The sequence below is a fragment of the Mucilaginibacter boryungensis genome (assembly GCF_015221995.1).
GTDB lineage: Bacteria > Bacteroidota > Bacteroidia > Sphingobacteriales > Sphingobacteriaceae > Mucilaginibacter > Mucilaginibacter boryungensis.
Window position 1 is genome coordinate 554,993 of sequence record NZ_JADFFM010000002.1, and the last position, 12,250, is coordinate 567,242.

General features: G+C 43.1%; 12 protein-coding genes. 6 read left to right on the forward strand and 6 right to left on the reverse strand.

Annotated elements, in window-relative coordinates:
- The first annotated feature begins 12 nt into the window (after nucleotides 1-12).
- Nucleotides 13-1,809: an ATP-binding protein gene (locus IRJ18_RS15335; protein ID WP_194107190.1), complete on the forward strand. Its 1,797-nt coding sequence runs from the start codon at nucleotides 13-15 to the stop codon at nucleotides 1,807-1,809.
- Between the two features lie 65 nt (nucleotides 1,810-1,874).
- Here the strand turns inward: IRJ18_RS15335 and IRJ18_RS15340 are convergent, their stop codons facing one another.
- Nucleotides 1,875-2,210 carry a cupin domain-containing protein gene (locus tag IRJ18_RS15340; protein ID WP_194107191.1) on the reverse strand — a complete coding sequence of 112 codons (336 nt, stop codon included), beginning with the start codon at nucleotides 2,208-2,210 and terminating at the stop codon, nucleotides 1,875-1,877.
- 176 nt (nucleotides 2,211-2,386) lie between these two features.
- Here IRJ18_RS15340 and IRJ18_RS15345 point away from each other — a divergent pair, with 176 nt between their 5' ends.
- The 3 genes from IRJ18_RS15345 (at nucleotide 2,387) to IRJ18_RS15355 (ending at nucleotide 3,619) form a co-directional block, all read left to right on the forward strand.
- Nucleotides 2,387-2,605, forward strand: coding sequence for a hypothetical protein (locus IRJ18_RS15345; protein WP_194107192.1), 219 nt, complete (start codon nucleotides 2,387-2,389; stop codon nucleotides 2,603-2,605).
- A 332-nt stretch (nucleotides 2,606-2,937) separates the two neighbouring features.
- Nucleotides 2,938-3,162 carry a hypothetical protein gene (locus IRJ18_RS15350; protein ID WP_194107193.1) on the forward strand — a complete coding sequence of 75 codons (225 nt, stop codon included), beginning with the start codon at nucleotides 2,938-2,940 and terminating at the stop codon, nucleotides 3,160-3,162.
- 166 nt (nucleotides 3,163-3,328) lie between these two features.
- Nucleotides 3,329-3,619 (forward strand): RNA recognition motif domain-containing protein, encoded by a 291-nt coding sequence (locus tag IRJ18_RS15355; RefSeq protein ID WP_194107194.1) that lies wholly within the window; start codon nucleotides 3,329-3,331, stop codon nucleotides 3,617-3,619.
- Nucleotides 3,620-3,765: 146 nt separating this feature from the next.
- Here the strand turns inward: IRJ18_RS15355 and IRJ18_RS15360 are convergent, their stop codons facing one another.
- Together IRJ18_RS15360 and IRJ18_RS15365 are read right to left on the reverse strand one after the other, a co-directional pair.
- The gene (locus IRJ18_RS15360) at nucleotides 3,766-4,002 is read right to left on the reverse strand and encodes a hypothetical protein (RefSeq protein WP_194107195.1); all 237 of its coding nucleotides are present in this window, start codon (nucleotides 4,000-4,002) and stop codon (nucleotides 3,766-3,768) included.
- A gap of 82 nt (nucleotides 4,003-4,084) precedes the next feature.
- Entirely contained in the window at nucleotides 4,085-4,732 is a 648-nt protein-coding gene (locus IRJ18_RS15365) for an ankyrin repeat domain-containing protein (RefSeq protein ID WP_194107196.1), read from the reverse strand.
- Nucleotides 4,733-5,124: 392 nt separating this feature from the next.
- Between IRJ18_RS15365 and IRJ18_RS15370 the strand changes: the two genes are divergently transcribed.
- On the forward strand, nucleotides 5,125-7,743 hold the full coding sequence (locus tag IRJ18_RS15370) for an FtsK/SpoIIIE family DNA translocase (protein WP_194107197.1): 2,619 nt from the start codon (nucleotides 5,125-5,127) through the stop codon (nucleotides 7,741-7,743).
- Nucleotides 7,744-7,896: 153 nt separating this feature from the next.
- Complete coding sequence (locus IRJ18_RS15375; RefSeq protein ID WP_194107198.1) at nucleotides 7,897-8,568, forward strand: LolA family protein; 672 nt, start codon at nucleotides 7,897-7,899, stop codon at nucleotides 8,566-8,568.
- Between the two features lie 8 nt (nucleotides 8,569-8,576).
- Here IRJ18_RS15375 and IRJ18_RS15380 read toward each other — a convergent pair whose 3' ends face one another.
- The 3 genes from IRJ18_RS15380 to IRJ18_RS15390 all read right to left on the reverse strand — a co-directional run bounded on the left by IRJ18_RS15380 (nucleotide 8,577) and on the right by IRJ18_RS15390 (nucleotide 12,214).
- Nucleotides 8,577-9,236, reverse strand: a complete 660-nt coding sequence (locus tag IRJ18_RS15380) for a protein-L-isoaspartate(D-aspartate) O-methyltransferase (protein WP_194107199.1) — start codon at nucleotides 9,234-9,236, stop codon at nucleotides 8,577-8,579.
- Nucleotides 9,237-9,336: 100 nt separating this feature from the next.
- Nucleotides 9,337-11,823: a replication restart helicase PriA gene (priA, locus tag IRJ18_RS15385; protein ID WP_194107200.1), complete on the reverse strand. Its 2,487-nt coding sequence runs from the start codon at nucleotides 11,821-11,823 to the stop codon at nucleotides 9,337-9,339.
- 4 nt (nucleotides 11,824-11,827) lie between these two features.
- Nucleotides 11,828-12,214 (reverse strand): DUF423 domain-containing protein, encoded by a 387-nt coding sequence (locus tag IRJ18_RS15390; protein WP_194107201.1) that lies wholly within the window; start codon nucleotides 12,212-12,214, stop codon nucleotides 11,828-11,830.
- Between the last annotated feature and the right edge of the window lie 36 nt (nucleotides 12,215-12,250).

The following is a 12,250-nucleotide window of genomic DNA, read 5'->3' on the forward strand; positions in this document are numbered from 1 at the left end:
GTATAACTGTAAATGAGTAAAAAGCCTGACTTTTTTAATATTTTCTTAAGAAATATATTATCCGGCGAGCAATCCATGCTCGATCAGGCGCGTATCCGTTTGCTTTATTATGGCTTGTTCCTGGCATTTGTGGCATTAAGCTTTCTTACAGTTAACGTTTTACTACAACATCAGGCCATATTTACAGCACTATCGGTATCGCTGCTAATTAGCGTAGTTATCCTGTTCAAATATCTTACCTGGGTACCCAACTGGAAATTCATATCGCATGCCTTGCTGGTTTTGGCAGCTACCATCAACTTGCTTAATGTTTTTGTAATCATTCAGTCGGTTGATATTGTTTCTATTCAGGTCATCATACTCTCGGTATTATTTAGCTTTTATATGCTGGGACAACGCTGGGGACTGATCTACTCGCTGGCTAACCTGATACCTGTACTGGCCTTTATGGTGTTTGAATATGGTAATAGTTATTTTATAGAATTCAAACCCGAGAAAGTTGATCAGAGTACTATTATTATTGGTATACTGGCCAATTTTATCATGATTATTTATATCCATAGCCACTTTTATAATGCCTTCGTTAACAATATCAGGAAGCTGCATGATACCGGCAAAGAGCAGAGCATGTTGAATGCCGCCTATCAAAAATCGATAGAAAAGGCTGAAAAATCATCACACGCTAAATCGGAGTTCTTGTCTACCATGTCGCACGAGATACGTACGCCGTTAAACGCCGTAATTGGGATGAGCAACCTGTTAATGATGAGTAACCCGCGGGCAGATCAACTGGATAATCTGGAGATACTGAAGTTTTCGGCCAATAACCTGCTGTCTATCGTAAATGATGTGCTCGATTTTAACAAAATCGAGTCGGGTAAGGTGGAATTTGAAAAAATCAAGTTCAATTTAATTGAACTGATGGAGAACATTTGCGGCGGCCAGATCATTAAAGCGGAAGAAAAAGGCCTGAAGTTTTACCTGGATGTTGACAGCCGCCTGAAAAACAAAATCATATTTGGCGACCCTACACGCATTACCCAGATCATTTTTAACCTGGTGAGCAACGCTATTAAATTTACCCAAACCGGCAGCGTATGGGTACGCGTAACCTCATTAGGCGACAGGCACAATACCCTGTCTATAAACTTCGCTATCAAGGATACTGGTATTGGTATCGAGGAAGCTAATATGGAGGCTATATTTGAGCCATTTACACAGGAATCTATCACTACCACCCGTCAATACGGCGGCACTGGCTTAGGTTTGGCAATTGTTAAACGCTTGCTTGAATTGCAGAATATACAAATGCATGTGACCAGCAAGGTGGGTGTTGGTTCAGAATTTTCTTTCAATATGGAATTCCCGGTATCAACTGAAAAAGTGGTTGAAGTTACTGAAACTGAACCCGTTCAAAACGCCGACCCGATGGATGGTTTGCAAATATTAATTGCCGAAGACAACCCGGTTAATGTAATGCTGATGAAAAAATTATTTAGCAAGTGGAACATTGTGCCCACCTTTGCCGAAAACGGCGAGCGGGCAGTTGAATTGGTGCAATATGGCAACTTTAACATTATTTTAATGGACCTGCAAATGCCCATAATGAATGGGTTTGACGCCGCCATTGAAATACGCAAAATGACCGACCCCAAAAAATCGGCCATCCCTATCATTGCCCTTACCGCGTCGGCCCTGTTCGATATCAAAGAAAAGGTATACGATTCAGGAATGAACGATTACGTATCCAAACCTTTCAAGCCTGATGAGTTGAAGGAGAAGATATATTCACTGGTGGAAGCGGTGTGATTTAGTCCATAGTTTTGAGTTGTGAGTCTAAAGTCTTATTGCTCAATTTATCTCAGAACTTAAGACTACAAACTTCTATAATCCTCCCTTGCGGGGTTAAAAATATCGATCAGTTTGCAATCTGTTATGGCTTTGCCGCCATGTTCTACATTTGATGGGATGATAGCGTACTGCCCTTTATCCAACTGCTGAGAGATACCATTTACCGTCAATTCGAATATACCTTCCAGCACAAACGACATTTGCTGGTGCACATGCCTGTGCAACGGCACCGAACAGCCTGCCGCTACTTCAATAAAGTTAACCGTATTAGTATCGGTATGTATTAGTTTGGAGAAAAAACCGGGGGCAATTTCCTTTACTGCTATATCATCAAATTTAAAAAAAGTGGGGTCAGCCATTTGGTTTGTAGTTAATTAAGTGAATGGTTAATTAAGTGAGTAGTGAATCTTATCCACAACTCATCCAATCAACCCACAGCTAATATACTAAACACGGGCTTTTAATCGTTCCTGTAGTCCAAACAAAATGTACATTGTTGTACTTGTTATTTATATACACTCAAACTAAAAACAACATGGCAAGCCGCGATATAAAAAAATTGAACCAGGGCAAGGCAAACCTTTCCCAGCATAACCATTACGATTTAAGCGTAATGAAACCTTTTGTAAAATTTGGCATTGGTGCCATGGGCGCCATTGCACATACCCTGGTGGGCATTGTAAAAGCCATACCAAAACCGCACGATAACCATGATGAGAAACCAGGAGAGGGTAAAATTATTAAGATTTCATAAATAGCTTTTATTTAAAAAGCTGGTGCTGAACCACATCAGTTTTTTTATTGGTAATGTTAATTATTCAATATAACATTTTTGTTTTGGTTAAAAACCAATAGCTTTACTGTAGTAAAAAACCACTTTCCAGCGCGCAAGCCGGCATTTTCTAAAGTTTATTAAACCATTCATAATCAAATATATTTATTCACATTGCTTGTTAATATTGTGTTAGCATCGGCGCTCTCCTTGTGCATATCTTGTTGACAAAAAGGATATTATCTTACTAAACAATAAATTTAACTACATGTTATTTTATTGTTGTATTTGATGGAAAAATAAAACTTGAACTTATGAACGCGTTTTATCAAAAACTTACCCAATTTGGCACATTGGTACATACCAGCAGTAGTGTAAAAAAAATGGATATGGCCAATTATTTTACCGTGATGCACCCGGCACATCCCATCATAAATGATGAGGAAAGCCCTCGCCCGGCAATACGGTTTGAAGAAAAGTGCCCCCGCGCCGTAAAGCGCGAAGTAGCTATACTATGGAAGATGGTGTTTGGAAGGTAAGTTTTAGTAGCAAGTGATGAGTTCTGGGTCTTCCAACCGAACTCAAGACTATGGACTCACAACTGTAAAACTGATAAATGGTCACTACTTATTTACCTTTCTACTACAAATAAGGGCGTTAAAATGTGTATCTTTGCACCATCAAAAAACAATTTCAAAATATTTAATGAAGGTATTTATTTCAGGACTGCCCTTACAGGTTGGAGAGGGCGAATTAACAGAAGTTTTTAGTGATTTCGGGCCGGTAAAATCGCTCCGCATCATTAAAGATCATCAAACCAAACAAAGCAAAGGCTTTGGTTTCGTAGAAATGGTAAATGAAGACGAAGCTAAAGAAGCAATTAAACACATGAATGGCCAACGTTACTACGAGAATATTATCCGTGTTAACGTTGCCGAAGATAAAGGCCCACGCCCGTCAAACGGTGGCAATGGCAGCCGTAAGCCAAGGTTCTAAACCTGGCACTACAGCACAATTCATTATACAAAATCATGAGCCGGTACCGTCCGGCTTTTTTTATGGAACTTACCCTACTCTCCCAAAAGGAGAGACGATTGTACACGCCCTACTAATCTCTGATTAACTAATCTCTAATCTCCAACCTACTCCTCTTCATAAACAATCTTCACCTGCACGTGCAGGTCATCGTTTACACGGGCAAACTGTTTGGGATTGCGTGTAAAATCTGGGTCGGTATCTAAATATATTTCGGTTACCTTAATAACCTGCGGGTCAAATTCGTTGCCTGTAGCGTATTCATATTCGGCATGGTGCTCCAGGTATTCTTTTATATGCTGGTACTCCTTACCGGTTACCATTATTGTCTTTTCTGCTTTCATTATTATTTAATTTGTCCCTATTAAATTTCTTTTTTGTTAATATATATCCCACACCTGCTTCACAGTTGCGCCCTTCACATCCCTAACTCAATATATCCGCAATCTCGTTAAAGCCTTTCTCTTTAGCTAAATCGGCGGGTAGTTTACCCCCCTCCATACGGGTGTTCACTTCGGCGCCATGTTCCAGCAGCATGATCAGGATATCTACGTTGCCATTTTGTGCGGCCGAATGCAGCGGTGTTGTACCGGCCTGCTGTTTTACATTTACCTGCGCGCCGTTGCTAAGCAGCATACGGGTAATATCGGTATAATTACCAGCCACAGCCGAATGGATAGGATACACATGAAAACCATTGTTTGATGGCAAGTTTACATCGGCGCCTTTAAGCACCAGGTAACGCGCTACCTCGGCCTGACCAAAATAGCAGGCTAAGCCAAGCGGAGTGAACCCATCGGGTGCATAATCGTTAACCGAATCGGGGTGATTGGTAATTACATAAGCTACCACATCAAACTTACCTACCGCCGCGGCTTCAAACAGGTTTATCTCATCAACAAACTTCAGCAACAGGTTGGCTACCTCGGGCTTGCGAAAGTAACAGGCCAGCATTAATGGCGATACCCCATGCGTAGTTTGCGCTTTGGCAAGTTCAGGCGTATTTGTTAATAAGGTATTAATGCTGTGCAAATCGCCGGCGGCAATATATTCTTCCAGTTTGTCGGTATTCATTAAATCAATAATACGGAAAAATTATGATTTGATTACATCGATTGTGGGATGATTTCACCGATGGAGTGTACTGCCGACATGATTGTCAGTGCACAGCCTGTTAAACCTAAACGCGATTGCAGCGGAAAGCCCACAGGAAGCGTAGCGAACGAGGACTTGTAGCGGAAAGCGGGGCTGCCCTTGCCATGAAATATAAACGTTCATTTTCCAAAAAGTATGCCATATTTAACTTGTTTCAGCCAATCGCGGAGTGGCTAATTCGTTACAGATGGGATGCCGAAACAAGTTCGGCATGACGTTAAAAAGAATGTTAAATCCAAAATAAATAAAATCCTGCCCCGATATATGTTTTATCTATTAACTTTATATTTGCGATATATTGCTCATACAGAATGCCGGTAAAAGGAAATCAGTTTAAAACAAATACGTTTAAGGGGGATAGGGATGAACCCGGGCAGGATAAACCCAGGAGCAGCAGCCAAAGACCTGCAAAACCACGCGGAGAAAGTATGCCTTCGTTCAATTTTGAGAGCGGTAAGCTTATTAAAATTACAGGGTTACTTTTATTGGTTACCTCTATCTTTTTCCTTATCGCCTTTACATCGTACCTGTTTACCTGGCAGGAAGACCAAAGTTATGTATCGCCGGCAAATGGTGGCTGGCACAACCTGTTTAAAACCACCCAGGAATTATTAGATAGCGGCATAAAAGACCCGGTAGTGAACAATTGGCTGGGTAAACTGGGCGCATTATTAGCTAACCAGTTTATTTACGAGTGGTTTGGTGTTTCATCGTTCCTGTTCATCGGCGTTTTCTTTATTATTGGTTACCGTCTGCTATTTAGGGTTAAGCTTTATTCTATTCCAAAAACCTTGGGCTACGCCTTTTTTGGCATTATATTCTTTTCATTGGCCATTGGTTTTGTACATGGTTTTGTAAGCGATTACGCGCACTACCTGGAAGGCGAATTTGGTTTTTGGAGTAACCGCCTGCTGGATGCGCAAATAGGCCAGGCCGGGGTTGGTTTTGGGCTATTGTTTGTTGTGCTGGTATTTTTAGTGATAGCCTACAATATTGATTTTAAATTACCGCAACGCACTAAAGAGCCGGTACTTGCCGGCGATTTAAGCGGTATGACACCGGAAGCTATTGAACTGTTGGACGAGGAAGTATCAGAACCGGTAGAATGGAAGAAGAACGGGCGCGAGCATGTACCCATTAATACTGAAAAGCTTCAGCAGCCAAATGTATCTGTCCGCCCGGTTAATTTTGATGAGGACGATGACGAGCCTGCTGTACCGCGAAACACTAACCTTGAAACACAGAACACCCTGCGCCACGACCCGGTGACCCTGATGCCGGAACTGACCGCTGAGCCCGAAGCCGGAAGCGACATTCCACTCACGGTTGAGACCGAGCGCCCTACCCCAATTACCAGCATTGAACAAAGCGATACTGGCCAAACGGCTAATGCATTGGTAGAACAATTTGGCACATTTGACCCTAAGCTTGATCTGTCCAGCTATAAATATCCTACGCTCGATCTGCTGGAAAATCACGGGTCGAACAAAATCAGTGTAAACTCGGAAGAGTTGGAAGCCAACAAGAATAAGATTGTTGAAACGCTGAACCATTATAACATTGAGATAGACAAGATAAAGGCCACCATTGGGCCAACAGTTACCTTGTACGAGATCATCCCAGCGCCTGGTGTGCGTATCTCTAAGATCAAAAACCTTGAGGATGATATTGCCTTAAGCCTTGCGGCTTTGGGTATCCGTATTATCGCGCCAATGCCGGGTAAGGGTACTATTGGTATTGAAGTGCCTAACCAAAACCCAGAGATGGTTTCCATGCGATCTGTTTTGGCTACCGAAAAGTGGCAGAACAATACCATGGATTTGCCTATTGCCTTGGGTAAAACCATCAGTAACGAGGTATTTATTGCCGATCTGGCTAAGATGCCGCACTTACTTGTCGCGGGTGCTACCGGTCAGGGTAAATCGGTTGGTATTAATGCCATATTAGTTTCGCTGTTATATAAACGCCACCCTGCCGAACTGAAATTTGTATTGGTTGACCCAAAAAAGGTTGAGCTAACGCTTTTCCGCAAAATAGAGCGCCACTTTTTGGCTAAACTACCCGATGAGGCCGACGCGGTTATTACCGATACCAAAAAGGTGGTAAACACGCTAAACTCGCTGTGTATTGAGATGGACCAGCGTTATGATCTGCTGAAAGATGCCGGCGTGCGTAACTTGAAAGAGTACAACACCAAATTTATTAACCGGAAACTGAACCCGAATGATGGTCACCGTTTCCTCCCATTCATAGTACTGATTGTTGATGAGTTTGCCGATTTGATGATGACCGCCGGCAAGGAAGTAGAAACCCCAATTGCCCGATTGGCGCAGCTGGCCCGTGCCATTGGGATACATTTGGTAATTGCTACCCAGCGGCCATCGGTAAATGTGATTACAGGTACTATTAAGGCCAATTTCCCGGCACGTTTGGCGTTCAGGGTATTATCTAAAATAGATTCACGCACCATATTGGATTCGGGAGGTGCCGACCAGCTGATTGGTCGCGGGGATATGCTCCTGTCAACCGGCAGCGACTTGATACGCTTACAGTGTGCCTTTGTGGATACTCCTGAAGTTGAAAAAATTGCCGACTTTATTGGCGCGCAACGGGGTTACCCATCAGCCTTGTTATTGCCTGAATTTGTGGGTGAAGGTGAAGCCAGCAGCCCGAAAGAATTTGACCCGGACGATCGCGACCCGATGTTTGAAGATGCAGCCCGGTTGATCGTTTTGCACCAGCAGGGTTCCACCTCGCTTATTCAGCGTAAGCTTAAATTGGGCTATAACCGTGCCGGTCGCATCATAGACCAGTTGGAAGCCGCAGGTATAGTTGGCCCATTTGAAGGCAGCAAAGCCCGCGATGTGCTATATCCTGATGAATACAGCCTGGAACGCCATTTGGAAAGTTTAGCGGGTAAGGGGGAGTAACACTTAAATTTGACGTCATGCCGAACTTGTTTCGGCATCCCATTTGCAAAGTGGCTACCTGTCCTGTGAGATCCTGAAACAGATTCAGGATGACGCGTCGACCATGTTAAACTTCTTTAAACAAAACCCATCTAACAAGTATTATAATTCCACATGAAAAAGATAACCCTATATATTATACTGTTGCTTACCGCAACGCATACCTTTGCCCAGCAGGACGCCAGGGCTAAAGCTATACTAAGCCAGGTTAGCGCCAAATTCCGTGCGTATAACGTGGTTAAAACCAATTTTACATTTACCATGGACAACCCGCAGGCTAATGCTAAACAAACGCAAAGCGGGATCCTTTTAGCCAACGCCAAAACAGGCAAATTCAAAGTCACTTTGTTTGATCCGGCTAACAAAACCGTAGTTCAACAGGAAATTATTAGTGATGGTAAAACCCAATGGACTTATTTGAAGGCCGACAAAGAAGTGCAGATAAACAATGCAGGGAAAGGCGATGATGAGTTGAATCCCGCCCAGTTATTTACCATATACCAACATGGTTATAAATACATTTATACCGGCGATCAGAAATTTAACGGCAAACTTTGCCAGGTGATAGATCTAAGTCCTGAAGATGCTGGGAAGAATTTTTTTAAGATACGCCTGAGTATTGACAAAGTTAAAAAGCAACTATACAGCGCTACGATATTTGATAAAGGCGGCAGTCACTATACCTACACCCTTAATACCATTACGCCAAATGTTAAGGTAAGTGATAGTGAATTTACTTTTGATAAAAAAGCACATCCGGGTGTTGAGGTAGTTGATTTAAGGTAATGTACCTGTTACCACGCCCTATCGCCAACCAAAGGTACAAACCTGAAGGTACCCAGTACAATTTTTTCGTAATCGTTATCGCCGGTTTTTAATACGGTCACCATTTTTTGGGCGTCTTCATTCCCAACGGGAATCACTATTATACCGCCAACTTTTAACTGCTTAAGCAAGACATCAGGCACGGTAGGCGCCCCGGCAGTTACGATTATTTTATCATAGGGCGCATGTGCAGCAATACCTATCGAGCCATCTCCCAAAAAGAAATTGGCCTTATAGCCCATTTTGGCAGACAACACCCATTTGGCACGATCGTATAATTTTTCCTGACGTTCGATAGTATACACTTTAGCGCCAAGTTCCATTAACACACAAGTTTGGTAACCCGACCCTGTTCCAATTTCCAGCACTTTATCGCCTTTTTGAATATGCAATAATTCGGTTTGGTAAGCTACAGTATAAGGCTGCGAAATGGTTTGCCCCTCGCCTATGGGGAACGCAATATCTTTGTAGGCCTGCACCCAAAAGGTTTCATCGAAAAAATAATGGCGCGGTATTTTGCCAATGGCCTCCAGCACCCGCTCGTCCTCAATTCCTTTTTTCCTTAACACTTCCACCAGGCGCTTACGCGCGCCTTTTTCCCTGTAATTATCTATGTACTTATGTGCCATTTACAGTGCTAATTTAGGCAAAAGACGGTGGTTTTCGCAGACGCGCTTTGAGGATAATATCCACATTGTTATTAAGCGGTTGAGAATAAATGCAGTAGTTTTAATAAGGATCCACATCCGGCTGTACTATGCTACCCTTGCTTAGTTTAGTGGTGTTGTATTGCAGTATCACCTCGCGGATGGTGGCTTTTACTTTTGGCATGGATATGCCTTCTTTTTCAAACTTCATCATAATAGATTTGATGAAGTAATTACGGATACGGCCCACCAGTGGGTATTCAGGCCCAATAACCCTATCGTCAAAATGCTTACGCAATTCCTTAGCCAGATATTCGGCCTGGTGGTATAGCACTTCCGGATCTTTATGCTTAATATCAAGTTGTATCAGGCGATAGAACGGTGGGTATTTAAAGCTTTTCCGTTCCGTCATTTCGGTGTTATACAGATCAACATAGTCGTTATCTATTACCTGTTTAATTACCCGGTGGTTCGGGTCGTAAGTTTGTATCACCACCTTGCCTTGCTTGCCCCGCCTGCCGGCACGTCCGCTTACCTGGGCAAGTAACTGGTAGGCGCGTTCGTTAGCCCTGAAATCAGGGTACTTTAATAAGCTATCGGCACTGATAATGCCAATAACCGTTACACCTGCAAAGTCCAAACCTTTGGCTACCATTTGGGTACCTGCCAGTATATCTATACGCTTTTCGTCCAGATCGTTTAAGATATTCTGAAAGCCGTTTTTTGACCGCGTGGTATCCAAATCCATACGCGCTATGCGGGCATCGGGTAATAATAGCTTCAGTTCGTCCTCTACTTTTTCAGTGCCAAAACCTTTGTATTCTAATTGTGTCGATCCACAAGCCGGGCAAACCGAGGGCGATTCTTCTCGGTAACCACAATAATGACAATGCAGTTTACCGCTGCTTTTATGATAGGTAAGGCTTACATCGCAGTTAATGCATTTAGGCGTATAGGCGCAAACTTTGCAAATAATTACCGGTGCATAGCCGCGCCGGTTCTGAAACAATATTACTTGTTCTTTCGCTGCCAGCGCCGTATGTATATCATTCATCAGTACACTGGTAAAGTGTGACTGTATGGTTTTCTTTTTAGTTTCCTCGGCAATGCTCACCACTTCAATTTGCGGCATTTGTACACCGCCAAAACGTTCGGTCAGTTGTACAAAACCGTACTTACCATTGTGCGCGTTAAAAAACGACTCCATCGACGGCGTAGCCGAACCCAATAACACCTTAGCCCGATACATATTCCCCAGATAAATAGCCGCGTCGCGCGCATTGTAGCGGGGTGCAGGGTCAAACTGTTTGTACGATGTTTCGTGTTCCTCGTCAACAACTATAAGGCCTAAATCGCTAAACGGCAAAAACACCGATGAGCGTGCGCCCAGAACAACACGGTATTGTCCGGTCAACACCTTCTGCCAAACTTCCACCCGCTCGTTATCATTAAACCGGGAGTGATAAACCCCAATACTATTCCCAAAATAACGGCGCAGGCGTTCTACAATATGGGTGGTCAGGGCAATTTCGGGCAACAAATAAAGTACTTGTTTGCCATTGTTCACCATTTGCTCTATCAGGCGAATATACAATTGAGTTTTCCCCGATGAAGTTACCCCATGCAATAACAATACATCTTTCTGTGTAAAGCCGTCCTGTATTTCGGTTAAGGCCACTTTTTGCGCCGGACTCAGTTCAAAATTGCTTTCCAATTCGTCATCGGCATCAATTAAGCGGCTTACGGTTTTTTCTTCGGCAAATAATACTTCTTTTTCAATCAGTCCCTTTATAGCAGTTGCGCTGGCGCCACTGGCTTCGATCAATTCGTTTTTTGAGATAGTTTTTTGCTTACGCGATAGCTGGATGTAGGCCAGCACAGCATCGGCCTGTTTGGGCGCACGCTTTTCTAAAATAGAGAATAATTCCTTTAGCTGATCCTGATTGTGATAAACCGGGTTAAGCGTAATAAAGGTGCGGCGGCGGGGCTTGTAGCGATCATTAACCTCTTCAGAGATATGGATAATGTTCTTTTCGAACATCAGTTTCAATATCGGCATCACAGTTTTTTGCCCCAGCAGTTTGGCTATATCGCTTACCGTTAACTCGGGCTGCAATTCCAACGCGTCAACAATTAAAAACTCACGGTCGTTTAGTGTCGACCTGTCTATTTCAAATTCCTTATTAAGTTCAATCTTAGTTTCACTGGCCAGTTTTAGTGCCGATGGCAGGGCAGCGTTCATCACTTCGCCAATATTGCACAGATAATAATCGGCCAGCCAGGTCCAAAACTGCAATTGCGCGGCGTTAACTATTGGTTCTGCATCCAGTATATCCATAATATACTTGGCCTCATACTTAGCCGGCGCCTGTTCTGTAATGTGGGCAATAATGGCTGTATAGATCTTACTTTTACCGAATTGCACAACAACACGCTTACCAACCTCTACCTGCCCGTTCATCTCGTAAGGGATGCGATAGGTGTAGTTGATAGCAATAGTCAGCGGGAGGATCACTTCAACAAAAAGTGTCTTCCTGTCGGTATGCTGTGCATCGGCAAGTTCTAACATAAAACTATTTATTACGGTACGCCGCCAGTGCCAAAGTTATCCAGCCAATTATAAATAACAATCCGCCCAGCGGGGTTATAAGGCCAAATTTGGTAAGCCAGTTCCAGCCCAAAGCATCGCGGCAGGAAAGCAGATAAAGCGATCCAGAGAAAAATACTATACCAAATGTAAATAGGTAATAGCTGGCAGTAATAAGTCTGCTTTTAAACCTTGCAAAAGTAGAAAGGAACAACAATGCAAAAACGTGGTAGAAATGATACTGTACAGCAGTATGCCAAGTTTCCAGGTGTTGGGGTGTAAGCACAGCTTTTAAGCTATGCGCGCCAAAGGCACCCAAAATAACGGCCAGCATCCCAAAAAACGAAGCAGTAATGATGATCTGTTTATTCATACCCGGCTAAGTTACCAATTGAAAGTATTAGTTTAA